Source organism: Streptomyces sp. NPDC006463 (genome assembly GCF_042870715.1).
GTDB lineage: Bacteria > Actinomycetota > Actinomycetes > Streptomycetales > Streptomycetaceae > Streptomyces.
Genome location: NZ_JBIAHP010000030.1, coordinates 43105 through 60200 on the forward strand (window position 1 = coordinate 43105; position 17096 = coordinate 60200).

General features: G+C 70.7%; 15 protein-coding genes and 1 pseudogene. 9 read left to right on the forward strand and 7 right to left on the reverse strand.

Going from position 1 to position 17096, the window contains the following annotated elements:
- The first annotated feature begins 8 nt into the window (after nucleotides 1-8).
- Nucleotides 9-680, forward strand: coding sequence for an HAD family hydrolase (locus ACFYOB_RS36215; protein ID WP_388567791.1), 672 nt, complete (start codon nucleotides 9-11; stop codon nucleotides 678-680).
- A gap of 105 nt (nucleotides 681-785) precedes the next feature.
- Here the strand turns inward: ACFYOB_RS36215 and ACFYOB_RS36220 are convergent, their stop codons facing one another.
- Entirely contained in the window at nucleotides 786-1109 is a 324-nt protein-coding gene (locus ACFYOB_RS36220; RefSeq protein WP_388567793.1) for a plasmid stabilization protein, read from the reverse strand.
- 165 nt (nucleotides 1110-1274) lie between these two features.
- Nucleotides 1275-1541: a DUF4235 domain-containing protein gene (locus ACFYOB_RS36225; RefSeq protein WP_388567795.1), complete on the reverse strand. Its 267-nt coding sequence runs from the start codon at nucleotides 1539-1541 to the stop codon at nucleotides 1275-1277.
- 400 nt (nucleotides 1542-1941) lie between these two features.
- Between ACFYOB_RS36225 and ACFYOB_RS36230 the strand changes: the two genes are divergently transcribed.
- The 5 genes and pseudogenes from ACFYOB_RS36230 to ACFYOB_RS36250 all read left to right on the forward strand — a co-directional run bounded on the left by ACFYOB_RS36230 (nucleotide 1942) and on the right by ACFYOB_RS36250 (nucleotide 5059).
- Nucleotides 1942-2343, forward strand: a complete 402-nt coding sequence (locus ACFYOB_RS36230; protein ID WP_388567797.1) for a hypothetical protein — start codon at nucleotides 1942-1944, stop codon at nucleotides 2341-2343.
- A gap of 666 nt (nucleotides 2344-3009) precedes the next feature.
- Complete coding sequence (locus tag ACFYOB_RS36235) at nucleotides 3010-3207, forward strand: CsbD family protein (RefSeq protein WP_388567801.1); 198 nt, start codon at nucleotides 3010-3012, stop codon at nucleotides 3205-3207.
- Nucleotides 3208-3500: 293 nt separating this feature from the next.
- Nucleotides 3501-3920, forward strand: coding sequence for a hypothetical protein (locus ACFYOB_RS36240; protein WP_388567875.1), 420 nt, complete (start codon nucleotides 3501-3503; stop codon nucleotides 3918-3920).
- Nucleotides 3921-4003: 83 nt separating this feature from the next.
- Nucleotides 4004-4420: pseudogene (locus ACFYOB_RS36245) on the forward strand (VOC family protein).
- A 168-nt stretch (nucleotides 4421-4588) separates the two neighbouring features.
- The gene (locus ACFYOB_RS36250) at nucleotides 4589-5059 is read left to right on the forward strand and encodes a hypothetical protein (RefSeq protein WP_388567804.1); all 471 of its coding nucleotides are present in this window, start codon (nucleotides 4589-4591) and stop codon (nucleotides 5057-5059) included.
- Between the two features lie 566 nt (nucleotides 5060-5625).
- Here ACFYOB_RS36250 and ACFYOB_RS36255 read toward each other — a convergent pair.
- Nucleotides 5626-6672, reverse strand: coding sequence for a PI-PLC domain-containing protein (locus tag ACFYOB_RS36255; protein WP_388567807.1), 1047 nt, complete (start codon nucleotides 6670-6672; stop codon nucleotides 5626-5628).
- 550 nt (nucleotides 6673-7222) lie between these two features.
- Complete coding sequence (locus ACFYOB_RS36260; protein WP_388567809.1) at nucleotides 7223-7540, reverse strand: YhjD/YihY/BrkB family envelope integrity protein; 318 nt, start codon at nucleotides 7538-7540, stop codon at nucleotides 7223-7225.
- A gap of 710 nt (nucleotides 7541-8250) precedes the next feature.
- Here ACFYOB_RS36260 and ACFYOB_RS36265 point away from each other — a divergent pair.
- A complete protein-coding gene (locus ACFYOB_RS36265) occupies nucleotides 8251-9708 on the forward strand; it encodes a tannase/feruloyl esterase family alpha/beta hydrolase (RefSeq protein WP_388567811.1) in 1458 nt (485 codons plus the stop codon).
- Nucleotides 9709-9948: 240 nt separating this feature from the next.
- On the opposite strand, the gene ACFYOB_RS36270 is transcribed toward ACFYOB_RS36265, so the two are convergent.
- Together ACFYOB_RS36270 and ACFYOB_RS36275 are read right to left on the reverse strand one after the other, a co-directional pair.
- Entirely contained in the window at nucleotides 9949-11511 is a 1563-nt protein-coding gene (locus tag ACFYOB_RS36270; protein ID WP_388567813.1) for a DUF4139 domain-containing protein, read from the reverse strand.
- An 8-nt stretch (nucleotides 11512-11519) separates the two neighbouring features.
- Nucleotides 11520-13640: a DUF4139 domain-containing protein gene (locus ACFYOB_RS36275; protein WP_388567815.1), complete on the reverse strand. Its 2121-nt coding sequence runs from the start codon at nucleotides 13638-13640 to the stop codon at nucleotides 11520-11522.
- A 313-nt stretch (nucleotides 13641-13953) separates the two neighbouring features.
- Here ACFYOB_RS36275 and ACFYOB_RS36280 point away from each other — a divergent pair, with 313 nt between their 5' ends.
- Entirely contained in the window at nucleotides 13954-15417 is a 1464-nt protein-coding gene (locus ACFYOB_RS36280) for an MFS transporter (RefSeq protein ID WP_388567818.1), read from the forward strand.
- A 106-nt stretch (nucleotides 15418-15523) separates the two neighbouring features.
- Here the strand turns inward: ACFYOB_RS36280 and ACFYOB_RS36285 are convergent, their stop codons facing one another.
- Entirely contained in the window at nucleotides 15524-16108 is a 585-nt protein-coding gene (locus ACFYOB_RS36285) for an NUDIX hydrolase (RefSeq protein WP_388567821.1), read from the reverse strand.
- 593 nt (nucleotides 16109-16701) lie between these two features.
- On the opposite strand from ACFYOB_RS36285, the gene ACFYOB_RS36290 reads away from it, so the two are divergent.
- On the forward strand, nucleotides 16702-17073 hold the full coding sequence (locus ACFYOB_RS36290; RefSeq protein WP_388567823.1) for a hypothetical protein: 372 nt from the start codon (nucleotides 16702-16704) through the stop codon (nucleotides 17071-17073).
- Nucleotides 17074-17096 lie beyond the last annotated feature (23 nt).

A 17096-nucleotide genomic window follows, 5' to 3' on the forward strand; every position in this document is an offset into this window, starting at 1 on the left:
GAGCCGCCATGAACCGCGCCGCACTTTTCGACGTCGACGGCACCCTCACGGACACCAACCACCTCCACGTCACTTCCTGGTGGGAGGCGCTGCGCCAGTCGGGACATCGGGTGGCCACGCACGACATCCACCGGGCGATCGGCCTGCCCGGCGAGGACCTCCTCGACCACCTCCTCGGAGGTGACCGCGACCGCTCGGGCGACGACCGGCTGAGCGCCGCCCACGACACCCTGTACGCCACCTACTTCGACAGGCTCCTCGCCCTGGACTCGGCAGCCGGCCTGCTGCGGGCGCTTTCGCGGGCCGGCTGGAAGGTGCTGCTGGTCACCTCCGCGAAGGACAGGGAACTGGGCGCCCTGCGCCGGGCCATCGACGCCGAGGACGCCATCACCGACACCGCCACCTCCGACGACGTGGAACAGGGCAAGCCCGCGCCCGACCCCCTGCTCCACGCCCTCGAACTGGCCCGGACGCCGTCCGGGCGCGCGGTGTTCGTCGGTGACACGGTATGGGACATGAAGGCCGCCGTCCGGGCCGGTGTGACCGCCGTCGGCCTGCTGTGCGGAGGGATCCCCCGCGGGGACCTGGAGGACGCGGGAGCCGCCGCCATCTACCGGGACCCGGCCGACCTCCTCGCCCGCCTCGACGACAGCCCGTTCTCCGCGATACCGGCCGGATGAACGCTTCCGGCCGGCCTCACGCTGGGCAAGCGGCCAGGCGGCCGGAGAGATCGCTTACCGCCTCGTCCGTGCAGTGTGGCGTCGTACGTCCGGCCGCCGACGTCGTCAGTGGCCCAGAGCGCGCTTCAGCTCCGCCTTGTCCATCTGCGAGCGCCCCTTGATGTTGCGCTGCTTGGCCTCGTTGTACAGCTGGTCCTTCGTGGGCCCCTGGGAGCCGCTGTGGGAGCGTTGGCCACCGCGCTTCGACGCGGGCATGTCCTGGACGGACGACCTGCTTGCCGTCTTGGACTCCCCGGCCTGGGCACGTTCCTTGTTCACCGTCCGGGCGGCGATTTCCTTGGCGCGCTTCGTCGACTCGCCGCGCTGTTCGGCTGACTCCTTGATGTGCTCGTACTGGCGTTCCCGCTTCGGGGAGGAACCACGTGGCATGGCGATCTCCTTTCGCTCGCCGGGCGCCTACCCTGATCCACCGCCGCCAAGGCTGTGCACGCGACCGTCATCCGCGCCATGGCCCGACGGCCGAGGCGCACAGGGCCCCGCCGGCCCGACGGCGCGTCGCCTTCCGGCGGCGCGTCGCCTCGCAGACCGGGCTCCTCACGCGGGCCAGGTCCCGGTCAGGCGGCGGACACCAGTGGCCCCGGCCCGCTCCACGGCCGCTTTGACCGCTGCGAAGAGCGCCCCTTGCAGTGAGGCGGCGATCAGGATCTCGGGCCAGGAGCGTTCCTCGTCCATGGCGTCGGGCGCATCGCCCGCGCCGTCCACCGTCTTCCACAGCCGCTTGAACACCAGCCCGGCGATCAACCCCCCGGCGGCGCCGAGCGCCAGGCCGATCGGCTGGTAGGCGAGCTTGGCCTTGTTCATCGTCCTCCTCCGCAGGCCGCTTCCCGTACGGTCCTGCGCCTGCCCGTTTCCGTGCCCGCAACGCACCCGCGCGGGTCGCCGTTTCCGGTGCGGAGGTCCGGGCACGAGCACACTGGCACCGACGCTCTCTTCCCGATCACGGACACCTGACCGCACGGCGTCCGCCACGTCCCGGTACCCGGCGCGGCAGCACGGACTGGTTCGAAACCCCGGCCGGGCCCCGCAACGGCCCCAGCCCTTGCTACGGCAGCCCCGGCCCCATCTCTGCGACCGCACCAAAATTCCCAGCCCAGCGACGTGACCTGCGCCTACTGTGCCGCTGTGACTCTCACTGATGCCGAAATAGGCAACCTGCTCATGCCCGCCGGATTTCGTTTGACTGCCGCCGCACCACTCACCCGTGACTGCCGGGCCCGAGCACGGACGCTTCGACTCCTACCCGGACGAGGTTGCCGATGTTGCTGCCTCAGGGATGGCCGACAAGGTCAACTCAAGCTGGTACCGGATGGCCACGGAATACGGGCTCATGGACAGCAACCGCGAGTTTCTCCTCGCCGCAACCCTTGAGGCTATCGGGGGCGATCCGGAGGACGCACCCTACCTGCTGTGGTTCCGGATCCAGCTCACCGATGGCTGGGACCTGGTCAGGAGCGAGGTGTCTCTCTTGAGAAGTGGCTTCGCAAGGGTCTTCACCGACCGCTTTGTTCCAGAGTTCACTGTGGCCTCGCTGGACGGCCGGATGATGATGAACACCACCGTCTGGGGCAACGGCACCGTCAGCACGATCGTCATCCGCCCGTAGCACTCGCCGCGCAGTCCGAAACCATGGCCGATCGCCTGGAGGCTCAGATCGAGCGCTTGACGCCAACCTCCACGACGCGGGCCACCAACGGCGGGACGACGGCCATCCGCCCAGCAGCTTGTCTTCCCCGCGCCGGGTACCGGCCGACCCCAAACCCCGTGCGAGGCCTCTACCTCGCCTCCGCGGGACCCCATTCCGGCGAAGGTCGACTGAGCCCGGGGGCCAATGCGACCTGGGCCGCACTGCGCGGGTGCATCTCCGTACGCCTCCTCGGCCGGCCCCAGCGGGCCCCCGCTCTACAGGACCGCAGCGGCGGCCGGGCCGACGGGAGCTGACTTGGCCGTCGCGTGAACGGGGGATTCGGAGACCGGACTTCAGGTGGCCGTGGCCGGTCGGCGGCCCCACATGGTGCCCGGGAGACGGAACACGGCGCGCGGCCGCCGATCTCGGCGGGTCGCCGCCCCGCTCGAACGGCGACCCGCCGACATTCACGCGTATGGCTCGGAACCGAGGGGTCAAGCAAGAACAGCGGAAAAGGTCTCGGCGCCGGGGCCGACGGTGCCGGCGCCATGCACGTTCTGCGCGGCACCCCTCGCCCCACCGCGCGCAATAGTCCGATTTCGTCTAATTTAAGCCCGTCAGGGATCCCACACAAAGGAGTTCACCATGGCTGACAAGGGAAAGATGGACCAGGCCAAGGGCAAGGCCAAGGAGGCCGTCGGCAAGGTCACCGGCAACGACCGGATGAAGACCGAGGGCAAGATGGACCAGGCCAAGGGCAAGGCGAAGGAAGCAATCAGCGAGACCGAAGAGCGTGCCCGCGGCATTCAGGACTCCCTGCGCGACAAGCGCGACAGGACCTGACCGCCCCCGGGAGTCCCCGCGGGACTCGCGGGTGATTCAGGATGCGTTCCCCGGCGCCTCGGCGTCGCGGGGCCGCATCCTGTTTCCGGTGCGGCCCTCGCGACCTGCGTGGCCTTCGGTGTCGGGGCTGCTCCACGGGGCAGGTGTGTGGAATGCGCGCCGGAGACGGGCGCAGGCCCGTTTGTTCGGAACGCTCCGTGAGCAAATGATGCGCGGTGCGACACAGTGTGTGAGCGTGGAGACGCCTGTTCCGCGGGGGCGATCCCCGACCTGTGTGAGGGAGGCGGTACCCGATGGACAGCCAGGACAAGGACGACCGGGCGGCCGAAATGGTGGTGGTGGCGGTCGGTGACTGCTCCCTCGAGGACGCACGCACCGTTCTCGACCTGCTTGAGGAGTTCTTCCCCGCGGAGGCGGAGCCGGAGGCAGTGGCGGGCGCGGCAGGAGCGGTGGGTACGTCGGGTCGCACCGGGGAGGGCGTCCAGGTCGCGACAGTATGGACCGCGACTCTCGATGCGGCGAGGCCGGCGGAACCGGCGGAGCGGCGGACGACCCCCGTTCGGCTGAAGGGCACCGTCAGCGTCACCCTCCAGGGAGGACCCCGTGCGGTGGAGCGGATGCATGCCGCCCTCGCCGGGCACTTCACGGTCGAGGACACGGGAACCGTATCGGGAGACCAGGAGAAGGAGATCGGACTACGCATCCGCTCCTGACGCCGAGCGCGGCGGCCCGGCCTGCACGGTCCGGCCCCGCACCTGGGCAGACGGGGTGCGTACCCAAGACCACCGCTCTCCTCCTGGACGGTGCCGAGCCCGAGCTGCTGGCACTGTTCTACGCCGAACTGCTCGATGGCACGGCTGAGCCGGCCCCGGGTGACGGGGACCTCCTCCTCGTCACCGGTCCCACCGGCCGTGGTCGGCATCCACCGCGACCCGGGCCACGCCCCGCCGAGCTGGCCTCTCCCCGAGGGCTCCCAACAGGCCCATCTGCGCATCCTCGTAGCGGCGCAGGGCCTCGACGAGGCCGAGCGCGAGGCCGTGGCCCTCGGAGCCCGCCCGGTGGCCGCGGAGGATGACGGCACCCTGCCGGGCAGCCGGACCCCCTGCGCCGCTACGCCGACCCGGCGGGCCACGGGTTCGTCCTCGCCGCACTCTGGGAAGACCTCGCCCCCGCGAGCTCCACGAGGGAAACGCTCACACCCCCTCGTCCGTAGCCGACGTTCACCGCACGGAGAGCGAGGGAGCGTGAGCACCCGCTGGACCGATGTCGGCAGGCGCTGGGTGATGCGCCGTTTGGGATGCGCGCGAGCGAACAGACGGGAGGAGCGGCATCGGTGCTTCCCGGTGCCGCTCCGGGCAGAGGACTGGAGTCGAGGCGAGGGATGGCCGTATGCGCAGGTGTCGGAGTCGAACAGGAACTACTACTGCTGACGGACGCGGAAGCCGGGGAGGCGCTGGCCGTGTGCGGCGACGTGATCGCGGCTGCCGACCGCTCAGCGGATCGCGCCCGCGCGTCCGGCGAGGGGGACCGGGACGCACCGGGCCATGCGTTCGAGGCGGAACACCAGGAAGAACAGGTCGAGTTCGCTACGAAGTCGGTCACGGAGATGGAAGAGCTCCAGGAGGAGATCGTCCTGTGGCGTGTCGCAGCGGCACGGCACGCGGCGACGGCCGGTGCGCTGCTGGTGGCGCCGCCACCTCCCCGCTTCCGGTTGAGGGAGATCCGTGACGTGAGAAACGTGCCGCAGTGCTGGGCATCAGCCAGTGACAACGGGGGAAGCGCGCTCTTCGCAGGGTCATCGCCGCTCGGTCGCCGGCTCGTGAGCAAGTACCTGATGAACTCAACTTCGTGATGCAGGTCAGCCTCGATGGTCAGGCTGGCGCCGACCAGGCAGCCGGCAACCAGGTTGCCTGGTGTGTCCGGTGAGGGTGCCCAGGCGTCGAACGCGTTGTAGCTCACCTGAGGGGTCTCGGCGGCAGGCCATCCGCCGCCGGCGTCAATTGCACCTTGCACCGCAGCCAGGCTGGGTTCCTGCCGTCCGGGGCGAACGCCGCCGGCTGAGCGGTTTCGGTCGCGTGCCCCGGCCGGTCGCGGGCATGCGCGGGTAAGACGCCGCCGAAGGGGACTCTCATGCTCATCGCTGCGCTGCTGCTCCTGCCCACCCTGCTGTGCGCCGTGCTCGCCCTCGGGCGGTACGAGGAGTTCCTGCTCGGCCCCGGCCAGGACCCTTCCCCGCCGCGGCCCGGGCCCGCCCGGCCGCCGGAACCGGCACCCGTCGCGGTGCCGCCGCCCACCTGTCGGCGCGTGCCGCGCAGGGTGAGCCGGCCGGTGTACGACCCGTTTCGTTGCGACGTCCCAGACCGGACGAGCCGGCCACCGGCGGGCCGACGCCCCGGCTCGTCCGGTCCGGGGCGTACCTCAGTGGCTCGCGTCGAGCTCCGCGACGATCGAGGCGGGGGTGTGGCCGCTGCCGTCCGACAGGCGGTGGAAGTCGACGGAGACGAAGTTCGGGTCGCGGCCCCCGGCCGCGGGGCGGCACTGCTCGGCGATGCGGTTCCTCAGTTTGGCGCCGTTGTCCAAGGCCGCCGTGAGGACCGTGGGGACGTTGCGGTGGTGGCTCATCGTGAACAGGCGCCGGAATCCGGGCTCCTGGCGGTCCAAGGGCACATCGGGCCAGCGGCTGACGCAGGTGAGGTCGTTGCCCAGGTCCCCGAGGCTCCAGTAGTTGCTCACGGTCCAGGACCTGTCGTACATGACGCCCAAGTACTCGCGGTCGGACCGGTCGGAGAAGATCAGCAGCCGTTTGCCGGCGGTGACGAGGTCAGCCACCTTCGGCCAGCCGTGCTGCCGCACGCCCCACTCGTCGGGCCGGAACACCATGTCCTGCAACCCCCGTACCCTGCCAAGGGAGTTCTGTAGCTGCTCGGCGCTGACGTAGTCCTCGAGGAAGACGGTCACGACCTCCTGCGGGTGTGCGGCGAGGAAGTCGACCACTGTCTGCATCGTGCCGTGGAAGGACTGCCGTGGCAGGGCGTACGTGGCTCCGGCGAAGGTCTTGCAGTCGCCGTGGCACAGGTAGACGTCGCTCGGGTAGCAGTCGCTGCCGAAGCTGATGACGCACAGCCAGGTGCTTCGCTCGTACCAGTGCGTGTCCAGACTCAGGCCGCGGACGCCGTTGTCGAGCTGGGCGTGGACGGACTCGGACTGGTTCACCGAAGTCCAGCGGGAGTCCTCGTAGTTGGTGAAGGCGTTGTGGGTGGCCAGGAAGGCGACCTCGTCGAGGCGGCGGTCGCCCCAGCGGGCGGTCGCTGCCTCGGCCGCGCGCGTGCCCGCCGGGGCCGGGGCCGGGGCAGCGGTCCTGGTCGAGGCGGTCGCCGTGGTCGCCGTACACAGGAGGGCCAGCAGGAGGAGACACATCAAGGAGTGCCGACCAGCTCGTCGTCGAAGCATGTCCATGTCAAGCATGCGCGGAGGTTAGCGCGCGCACCGTCGATGCGCTTCCCTGCGGACGCGCACGGCTGGATTTCGACGGGCGGCGCACCTGCGGCCCACGCCTGCGCGCCGCCTGATCCCGAGCCTGCGAGGGTGCGGCTTTCGCCGCGGGTGAGTGGGAGGCTCGTGGTGATCGACCAGCTTGGTTCCGTCGGTCAGGGCTTCGAGAGGCCCGCTGTGATGCGGCGTCACGGTGTGCGGCGGCCGCCGAACCCTCCGACGTCAGCGCCACCGCACCGGACGGCCCGGCCACCGGCTCGCGAGGCAGCCACGCCCTGGGCGGGTCGGGCGAGCGGTTCGGCGGATGCGCAGGCCAGTTCGGTGCGGCGTAGTGCACCGCCAGCCCTCCTTCGAGGATGGCAGCGATCTCCGGTGCCACGCCGCCACATCTCCACCGCGCAGGACGAGATCGGTGAGACGGCCATGGGCCTCGGCGGCGCGGCACAGCGGCTTGTGCCCGCGGGCCGTCTCCGTCCCGCCGCGTCTCGCAGCCGGTCACTTCCCGAACGTAGATCCGCGCTGATCAGCGGAGTTGCCCCTCCGGGCGCGACGCCCGCGCACGTCCTGGAGCGTCCCGGTCGCGGGCGCGCTCCGCGTTGAACTGGGCGCCGGTGAGCAGGGCGAGGTTGGCGAACCAGAGCCAGACGACGAAGACCACGATCCCGGCCAGCGAGCCGTAGAGCCGCCAGTACGTATCCAGTTCGGTGTAGAGCGTGAAGAGCCCCGTGGCGGCGAGCCAGAGCAGGGCCGCCAGTACGCCGCCGGGCAGGCCCCGAGGTGCCCCGCGGCTCTGGGCCGGGCCGGGCCGGAAGAGGACCAGGACCAGCAGGGTGACGGCCACGAGCTGGAGTGGCCGCGCAGGAGCGCGACGCTCTGCGCGCTGCCGCCACCGGCGGCCTGTACGGCCCGGCGGGTTAGGGGCCCGGACGCGACCAGCCCGGCGGCCGCCGCCACGAGCAGGATCAGCAGCAGCGTGGCGGTGAGCGGCACCGGTCTGCCAGCGGTCCGGTGATCAGCAGCCCCAGACCGGCGACGGAGGATGCCTGCAAGGGCAGCAGCAGAAGAAGAAGAAGACGGCGGCCCGGTCTCACACCTGTGTCGTGGCGTTCGTCATTGACGGCGTGTAACCCGCTACGGCCCGGTCAGCGTGGCGGCGACTGCGGTGTCTGTCCGCGCCGAGGGGAGGGGGCCAGGGTCTGTGTGAAAGGGTCGCAGCGCCATTCGCTGATGGCTTCGACCCGCACGCTCGCTTCGTAGCGGACAGCAAGTGGTGCAACCGGGTGCCGCCGAGACGCGGGTGTCGGCCGGCGTCAGCGTGTGGCGGGGTGCCCATACCTGCTCGGCTCCAGCGCCAGGTGCTGGAACGTCGTCGAGGAGTGGCTGAGTCCGTCCGCAGGGCGAGAGCAACCCCCCGCTGCTGTGGTGTGGTGCACCGCCCCACAGTCCAGGTCGGGGCTGTGGGGGTCCTACCTCTGCCCAGGGCGGCGCGGAGAGCCATAGCGTCCCGCCTTGCCCCCAGACGCCACTCCACCGGAGGTATCCGTGCTCCCCATGCACAGGACAGCAGCATCACCGCCGCAACGTCCACGGAGGGTGCCACACGTCGCCATGGTGCGGCGGGCAGTCGCCGCGGCTGCGACGCTCGTGACCCTCGCCGCTCTCCCGGCGGCCGCCCAGGACCGGAGCCATGCCCCTGGAGATGCGTCGGCGGCCCATTGTGCGACGCTCTCGTGGCTCAGGGTGCCGGGTGCCGAACGTCAGGACAAGGCGTGCTTGGCCGAGCTCACCACGGCAGGGACCGTTGCCTCCGGACACACCGACCCTGCCGACTGGGCGGGCTTGACCCCGGCCGGGCTTTCCGTGCCGAGCGGGGTCCCCGGAATCCAGATCGACGGATACTTTCCGGACAGCTCGACGACCAACACCAACCACGGCTGGCAGCATGACGCCCAATTCGTGATCCGCCTGCCCGACCGGTGGAACGGCGGCCTGGTCGTCGCCGGTTCCCCGGGTGTCCGCGAGCAGTACGCCAGCGACCGGGCCATCGGAGACTGGGTCCTGGCCCGTGGGTACGCGTTCGCCGCGACCGACAAGGGCAACACCGGGGCCGCCTTCTACCGTGACGGCCGTGCTCCCGGTGACGCGCTCGCCGAATGGAACACCCGGCTCACCCAGCTCACCCGCGCCGCCCGAGCCGTCATCACACAACGCTACTTGCGGCCCCCCGCACGCACGCTGGCCACCGGCATGTCCAACGGCGGATACCTGGTCCGCTGGCAGCTGGAGAACCATCCGGAACTCTACGACGGCGGTGTCGACTGGGAAGGAACCCTCTGGCGCGAGCAAGGACCGAACCTGCTCACCTTCCTGCCGCCCGCCCTCGCCGCCTACCCCGCCTACGCAGGAGGCGGAGAGGGGGCCGAGCGCGCCCACCAGCAGATGACCGCCGCCGGCTTCCCGGCCGGCTCGGAATTCCTGTGGCCCTTCCACCACCAGTACTACTGGGATCTGACCCAGCGCGTCTACCGCGAGGAACTCGACCCCGACTACGACGGCACTCTGGAGGCCGGCCACCCCTTCTGCGCACCTGGCAGCCCCGGCTGCGACGCCGACTACGACTACCGTTCCCGGCCCGACGGCGTCCGCGACGCGATCTCGAAGATCGCTCTCACCGGCCGGATCGGCAAACCTCTGATTACGGTGCACGGAACTCTCGACGTGCTGCTGCCCATCAGCCAGGACTCCGACGTCTACGCCCGCATGGTGGGCGACGTCGGCCGCGGCCACCTCTTCCGCTACTACCGGGTCGAGGGAGGAACCCACGTCGACTCGCTGTTCGACGCCTTCCCCGACAAGCTCCGGCCCCTCCTCCCGTGCCATCGGGCCGCCTTCACGGCCCTGGAGGACTGGACCGGCCGCGGCGTGCAGCCGCCGGCCGGCCACACGCTGCCCCGCCCTGCCTCCACCAGGCCCGAAGACCTTCTGACGAGCTGCCCGCTCACCTCATAGGTCTGACCGCCGGTCGCCCGACGGGTGACATCGGTTCCCGCCCGGCCATGTACAGACCGGACATCGGCTCGACCAGCCGCACCATGTGCCCGTCGGGGGACTGTGAGGCCCACGACATGAACAGCTCCACCAGAACGCCGGCACATTGATCGATACGCTGATGAACGCCACGAGCCCCGGCCACGTGTCCCAGGACGGGACACCATGGCGTCGGCGGACTCGTGTTCTCTTCGGCTCGGATCAGAGCCCGGCGACCTTGGCGCTCGCCGATACCTCGTAGACCAGGGTGACCGTGCGGTGGCTGCCGGGTGGGAGCGTGACGTCCCAGCGGGCGATGCCTTCGGCGTCGACCGCGTCGGGCGCCGGGGAACAGGCGTCCTTCCGCAGGCGTACCTCCACGGCCGAGACCTCGGAGACCGGGAACCGCTCGCGGACGACGACCACCCGATCTTCCTGGTCCCCGGGGACGGAGAACCGGGACAGGTGCAGCCGGACCGTGCGGGTGACCACGGTCCGCTGCATGAGTCCTGCCGAATCGCGGGACTCCTCGGCATGCCGGATCACCCCGAGGTCATCGCAGCAGCCGAAGGCGAGCTCGACGAGGGCGCCGGGGGCGGTGAAGCCCAGTGTGCCGCGCCCGCTGAATCCGCTGCCGCGGACCAGGTCCACGGGACCTGCGAGCAGCGCGTGGCCGGACCGGTTTTCGAACCGCACCACCCGGGTGACCAGTGGTGATACTTCGGGTGCGCAGGCGTACTCGCTGGTGGCGGCCGTGGTGAAGACGGAGAGCGGCACTCGGTGGGCGCGGCCGTCTGTGGGAACGGATACCGGCGCGGGGGAGCTCAGCACACGCGTCTCGCCTCCGTCGTCCACCCCCGGCAGGCCGAGCACGGGGGCCGGGCCGAGCGTCCCGATCTCCTCCTCGCGCAGCTCGACGTCGATCGTGCGGCGCTCCGCTGCGGGGCGGTCCTTGAGCGTCAGCCGGTCTTCGCCCAGCCGTGGCGGATCGGTGGCCAGCGCCGAGCGGGCGGTCGACAACGTCAGCCGTACGTCAGACCAGTCCTCCCCGGTGCGTTGCCAGACGATCGCGTCGGTATCCAGGGTCAGAGCATCCCCGTCCAGCACAGCCCGGTAGGCGGGCCGCCACAGCGCACACGGGACGAGGTGGCTCAGGCGCACCTCGACCGGCCCGGCGAACGCGGTTTCCAACGTCAGCTCGATATGACCGACAAGCTCAGCGGGCGCTTCCTCGGAGAGGTGCATGGCCTGCTGACATTGTCCGAGTTCGGTGGCGAGTGCGGCCAGTCGGCCCTCCACGGTGCGGAGTTGCTCGCCGTACGTGTCGCGCTCCTCGTCCACTCGGTCCAGTTCGCGGGTCCAGCGGGGCCGTTCGGTCTCCCCGGAGCCGGCGCCTTCGCCGATGTCCCGCAGCAGATCGGCGGCGAGGCGGCCGAGGAGGTCGAGGCGGGCGTGCAGCCGGTCGCGTTGCTGCCCCAGGTCCAGCCGCTCCTCTTCGAGGGCGTGTACGCGGTGGAGCAGGACGGAGTCGTCGTCAGCTGACGGCAGTGGCCCGGGCGGCGTCCAGCTGCGGACGATCCGCACGTCGAGCACGGTCGCCGGGTGATCGGCGGTCAGCTCGGCATGGAGGGTCCGGTCGACGGCCAGCGCACTGACCGGCCCGAGACGCAGCCGCTGGACCCCCGCCTCAAGGTCCAGCACGAGCGCACGCTCGACGTGGGCGCGGTCCTCAAGGCACGTGACGGCGGTGACGGGGAGGGCGATCGGCTTCGGGGCCGTGGACATGGAGAGTGTCAGCTCCTGCGGTTGCCGCCGGCCAGGGCCTTGCCGGTCGGGATGCGGATCTCGTAGCCGCCGTCGAGGGCGGCAGTGGCGCCTGCGGGCAGGTCCAGCCGCCAGATGCGGGTGCCCGGGGCATGGCGATCGGGCCCCGAGCCGACCTCGGGTGCCGTCCAGTCGGCCCGTTCCTCGATCCGGACGTCCGTTTCGGAGGTCACCGGCACCCGCTCGCGGACCTCGACGGTGACGGGCCGCGCGAGGCGGTTGGCCAGCTCCACGTGGACGCGGTGGTCGAGCACGGTGGTGTTGTTGCGCAGGCCCGACGTCGACTCGTGCAGGTTCGTACGCCGGGTGACCTGGATACCCTCGGCCGGTCCGAGCCCCACCCGGCGGACGCCGCCGGGGGCGAGCGTGGGCAGTGCTGCGGTCAGCAGGAAGTCGTCGTCGACGATGACCTCCACCGGGCCGGCCAGTAGTGCCTGGTGGGTGGCGTTGGAGAGCACCAACGTCGCGTACACGGTCTGCTCCACGGACGGCACGCAGAGGTACTCGGTGCGCAGGCCGACCGGGACCTCGGCGACGGTGATGGTGTGCCAGGTGCCGTCCGACGGAATGTCGGCGCGGGCGGTGGCATCGAACCGGTGGTCGAAGGAGCCCGCCGACTCGCGTGGCCGCACGGCGTGTCCGGGCAGCGGCAGCGAGGCCACCGCTTCGGCGCGGCGGTGGTACTCGGCTGCCACGAGGTCCAAGGGAGAGCCGGGGAACAGACGGCCTCTGCGACCGCCCTGCTCGTTGGGGCCGCACAGGACGAGGGCGGCGTAGTCGAGCTCGGCGCCGCTCGGCTGCGGCGGACCGGCTCCCGGTGCCGGATGGGGCGGTGGGGGCGGCGGGGCAGCCCGGCCAGGGGCCGCCGGGGCCAGGGGAGCGGGGGCTCCCGCAAAGGACCTGCCTCCGGTACGCGGCCTGGCGGCCGGCCCCGCAAGGGCCGGCGGCGCGGGGTGGGACATCGCGCCGTCGTAGGCCTCCGGGGAGAGTCCTTCTGGGCCGCCGGGCACCGGGACCACGGCGGGTGGACCGCCGTAGCCCTGCGGTGCCGACGGCGGGGGAGGCGGCGGTGGCGGAACGGGACCGGATGCGGAGCGGGCGGCGGCAGCCACCGGAGCGGAGCCGGCCCCGGCAACCGCAGGTGCGGCGGTCGTGACAGGACGGGGGCCGGCCGCCTCGTAGTCGGCGAACAGGTCGGCGAGCCCCGCCGGAGGCTCGCGCCAGCCCGAGGGCCTAGGGGTGGGCTGACGACGTCCGATCCGGATCGATTGGAGGTTCGGCAGTGCGGTGCGGCGCCGGAGGTCGGCGGTGGCCAGGGCGACACGAACGCCGGTCCAGTCCTCGCCGGTCCTCTGGGCGATCGAGGCGCGCAGCACCAGACGGCCGCTGCCGGCGCCCTGACGGTAAGTAAGGCGATAGGCCGGCACCCAGACGGCGCCCGGCACGGCGTACTCCAGCTCCAGCTCCACCTCCGTGTCATCGGTGCCGGTGCGGTCGAGGGTAAGGACCGCGCAGACCGTGGTCTCCACGTGCGCTGACGGTGCATCTGTGGAGGCGCGGGCGAGCCTGTCGGCAGCGATGGCGAGCTCGTGTTCGACGTTGAGCAGTGCCTCCTCCAGCTCGACGAGGCGGGTGTGCAGTCCCGTCAGCCGCTCGTCGACGAAGTCGGCGAGCTCCAGCCACGCGTCCACGGGGGTGCGGCGGTGCGGGTCCTCGCGCCTGCGGGCAGGTGGGACCGGGCGGAGAGTCCTGACCTCTTCGATCAGCCTCAGCTGTCGGTCCCGGCGCCCCTGCGCCGCCGTGTACTCGTCGCTCAGCCGCTCGACTTCGCGCCGCAGCTCGTCGGGCGTGCCCGGGCCGAGCGGCTCGGCCTCGGCTTCCACCCGAGCCTCGGTGACGCGCAGCGCGCGGGCGCCCAGGACCCGGGCCCGCAGTGACCCCGGGTCCAGCGAGCGTGGCAGTCCCGTCACCCGCACCCGGCCGTCAGGCGGCACGCTGCCCCGGGCCAGGCGCCGGCAGACCGCGCCTTGCGCGTACACCACGATCGAATCGAGGGTCGTCCCCCACCTCTGTGCTGTCTCTGCCGTCATCTGCTCCGCCCCCGCCGCATCCGTGCAGAGCGAAGCCTACGCCCGAGTGGTCGGCGATTCGCATCAGAGCCCGATGTCTGTGCCCCGTCGTACGGCCGGCGCATGAGCCCTCTCCGACGGCGTCCGTGAACTGGCCCTTCGTGATCGTCGTCCGACGAACGTGGGTCGTTGACGGGTTGGGTGAGGGCGTGCTGTGTACGGTCTTGGGAACCGTCCTGTTCGGCGGGGCCCGCCCTGAGCCAAGGAGACTTTCACAGGCTCTTTCCCGGCTGGTCGTGAGCGCAGACTTGACCGATGATCAAGGGGTACTGCCGTGGGGCCTGTAGAGACATCGTCTGCGCCCGGCAGTCTCGGTTGGAACCGCGAGACCGCGACGCTGACGCTCCTTTCCTTCGCCATGCTGATCGTTTCGCTCGACCAGTACATCGTGGTCGTGGCGCTCCCCGACATCGCACGCGACCTCGGCTATTCCGCGCAGACGCTGCAGACCGTCATCAGCGCCTATGCAGTGGCTTCGGCCGGTTTCCTGCTGTTCGGCGGGCGTGCCGCCGACCTGCTCGGACGGCGCCGCATTCTGGCCACCGGCCTCGCACTCTACGCCGGGGCGGCGCTCGCGGGAGGACTCGCGACCAGCTCCGGAGTACTTCTCGCCGCCCGCGCGTTCCAAGGTCTCGGCGGAGCCCTCGTCTTCCCCACCACTCTGGCACTCATCAACACCACCTTCGCCGAAGGCCGTGCCCGCAACCGTGCCCTGGGAATCTGGGGAGGGTCAGGCGCGGCAGGACTGGTCATCGGTGTGCTGTTGGGCGGGCTTCTGACACAGGCGTTCGGCTGGGAAGCGGTCTTCCTCGTCAACGTCGTCCTGGCCGGCCCCGCGCTGCTGCTCGCCTTCGTGGTGATCCCCCGGGACGGTGAACGCGAAAGGGGCCGCAAGTTCGACCTGCCCGGTGCGTTGAGCGTCACCCTCGGTGTGACACTCATCGTGTTCGCCCTCGTGGAAGGCCCCGCAATGGGCTGGCTTTCGCCGGGCATCCTGGTGAGCGCAGCCGCGGGTCTGCTGCTGCTCGGAGCCTTTGTCGTCATCGAGCGGCACAGCGACGACCCGCTCATGCCGCCCGGGCTGCTCTCCAACCCCAACCTGATCACCGGCGTCGTCATCGCGTTCATGTTCATGGCGACCTTCGGCTCCGTGCTCTACTTCCTGTCCCTCTACTTCCAGGAGATCCTGGACTACGACGCTTTGCAGACCGGCGTCGGCTTCCTCATCCCCACCGCCGTGGTGGTGGCCGGTTCGACAACCGCAGGCCAGCTGGTGACGTGGTTCGGTCTCAGGCGCACGTTGGCCGCAGCTCTCGCCGTCGGTGCGCTTGGTGCGGTCGCACTCGGCCTCGCGATCTCGCCGAACGGCACATACATCGAACTGATCCCCGGCCTCGTGGCGCTCAGCATCGGCGACGGGGTGGTCTTCACCACTGTGTTCATCGCCGCCGCCACCGGGGTCCCCGACCGAGAGCAAGGTATCGCGTCCGGCATTGCCTCCACCGGTTCAGGCGCGGGCGCAGCTGTCGGCCTCGCCATTCTCGTCCTGGTGGCAAATGCCGGCCTCGTCGGCCTCTCCGGCGAACAGCTTCGGGTCGCCGTAGCCGACGGGATCAGAACCACGCTCTTCGTCGTGGCAGGCGGAATCGTGCTGACCTTCCTCGTCGCCTTGAGCCGTTGCCCGACACCGCCCGATCCGGCACCCTCCCCTGTGCCGTACCAGACCCGTCGCTGCTGACAGCGTCAAGCAGCCAGACAGTGAAACGCTGCCGGAACACCAGATGGCGGCGGGTGGCGTCGGTGCGCGGGCAGCAGGTCGGTGCACCGGACGGACGGGATTTTGGTCAGATCCATTGGTAGTTGGTGTCGTTCAGTGGTGGGAGCATCGCCGACGCGGCATCGACGTGTTCGGTGGAGTCGGCGAGCGCGGCGATGGGTACCGGCGGGAAGACATCAAGGGCCTGCGTCTGGTCGTAAGGCAGCCAAACGATTTCGCCACGGCCAACGGCGTCGTCGTCCTCGAATGCTTTCAGCTTCGGACGGACATCCGGGCCGAGATGGACGCGGTAGACCATGTGCAGCTTGCGCGGAGGCGAAGAGCCTGGCCTGGTCACCATGGCGTCCAGGAGCCAGGTGAAGCTCGGCGGGCCTGTGAGGTCTTCCGGCTTGAGGCCCAGTTCCTCCTCAAGCTCACGTTGCAGCGCACTGGGTAGGGGCTCGGCGGGTTCCACGTTGCCGCCCGGCAGTGAGTAGTGGGTCATGCCCCGCTCGTTTGTCCTGCGGATCAGCGCTACGTCCTGCCCGTCAAAGACCAGCGCTGCGACACGGATCTTGATCCGGTGAAACGAGGTCGGCCCGCCGTCTGTCATACGCCCTTTCCCTTCTTCCGGTGCCGGCTTTTTGGAGATCCTGCGGTTGCCCATGCCCATGCCCATGCCTCTGCGGGCGCGGCGCCAGTCCACTACGTCTCCCCGGGACCTTACGCCGTCACTGGCAACCGCAGTGATGGGGTTGCGCGAGGTGGCGGGGTACAAGCGGGGGTAGTTGGGGGCATCGCGTGAGAGCCGGTACGGGCTTCGTCGGCAATGGTGGGGGAGGGGACGGCGACGCCTATGGGCAGAGCCCGTGTACCGCCGCGCTCGCGTGGGCCGTGGTGGGCATGGACGCGGGGAGCACGGCCAGGGCCACAGCGGCGGCCGAGCGCATCATGGCGATCACTACGGCCAGGGTTGCAGCCCGGTCCGCCGCCCGCCGGATAGGGGGTGAAGGTCGCCCGATCAGCAGTCAGGCATGCACCAGGGAAACACCACTTCACTGAGACCAGCCACGCAAGGATGCCGTCGGCGGCACTGGTCGGGCTGGTCCGTGAGCGTGTTCTTGAGGGCTGGCCTGCCGATCTTCGGACCCACCCCGCTCGGCCCCCCGTCGCCGCGCATAGGCGCACCCGATGGATGACTCGATATGGGCTGGCGTGCGGGAGCGGGTGCCGTCCCTCATTGCCGCGCCAGCCGGGGACCGTGTCTTGGGCGCGATCGGGCACAAGTTCCCGTCTCCCGACGCCGCTGCCCAGCCGCTGCTGGGCCTGCGGATGCCCGACCTCGACCTCGACCTCGGCGACGGTGAGTGGGTCCGGTTCAGCGATCTGACGCGCATCGGACGCGGCGTCCTGCTCAACCTCACAGACGTCCCCCTCGCCGCCGCGGCCCCCTGGAGCGACCGGGTGACCCACGTGCGCGCCCGGGCGGAATCCGGCTCGACCGACGCCGAGGCCATACTCGTCCGCCCGGACGGATACGTCTGCTGGGCCGGAGGCACCGGTCTCACCGAGACCCCCACCCGCTGGTTCGGCCCGGCCGACCTCGTGGACGACGGGACCGTTGGGGAGTCCGGGTGAGGGCTTCATGCTTTGACTCGTAC

What these genes read in the sequence shown, in the direction of transcription:
- ACFYOB_RS36225 (WP_388567795.1), bottom strand. Translation starts at nt 1,541, where the DNA reads ATGAACAAGGCCAAGCTCGCCTACCAGCCGATCGGCCTGGCGCTCGGC.
- ACFYOB_RS36235 (WP_388567801.1), top strand. Translation starts at nt 3,010, where the DNA reads ATGGCTGACAAGGGAAAGATGGACCAGGCCAAGGGCAAGGCCAAGGAG.
- ACFYOB_RS36270 (WP_388567813.1), bottom strand. Translation starts at nt 11,511, where the DNA reads ATGTCCACGGCCCCGAAGCCGATCGCCCTCCCCGTCACCGCCGTCACG.
- ACFYOB_RS36265 (WP_388567811.1), top strand. Translation starts at nt 8,251, where the DNA reads ATGCACAGGACAGCAGCATCACCGCCGCAACGTCCACGGAGGGTGCCA.
- ACFYOB_RS36275 (WP_388567815.1), bottom strand. Translation starts at nt 13,640, where the DNA reads ATGACGGCAGAGACAGCACAGAGGTGGGGGACGACCCTCGATTCGATC.
- ACFYOB_RS36220 (WP_388567793.1), bottom strand. Translation starts at nt 1,109, where the DNA reads ATGCCACGTGGTTCCTCCCCGAAGCGGGAACGCCAGTACGAGCACATC.
- ACFYOB_RS36285 (WP_388567821.1), bottom strand. Translation starts at nt 16,108, where the DNA reads ATGGGCATGGGCAACCGCAGGATCTCCAAAAAGCCGGCACCGGAAGAA.
- ACFYOB_RS36250 (WP_388567804.1), top strand. Translation starts at nt 4,589, where the DNA reads ATGGCCGTATGCGCAGGTGTCGGAGTCGAACAGGAACTACTACTGCTG.
- ACFYOB_RS36215 (WP_388567791.1), top strand. Translation starts at nt 9, where the DNA reads ATGAACCGCGCCGCACTTTTCGACGTCGACGGCACCCTCACGGACACC.
- ACFYOB_RS36255 (WP_388567807.1), bottom strand. Translation starts at nt 6,672, where the DNA reads ATGCTTGACATGGACATGCTTCGACGACGAGCTGGTCGGCACTCCTTG.
- ACFYOB_RS36240 (WP_388567875.1), top strand. Translation starts at nt 3,501, where the DNA reads ATGGACAGCCAGGACAAGGACGACCGGGCGGCCGAAATGGTGGTGGTG.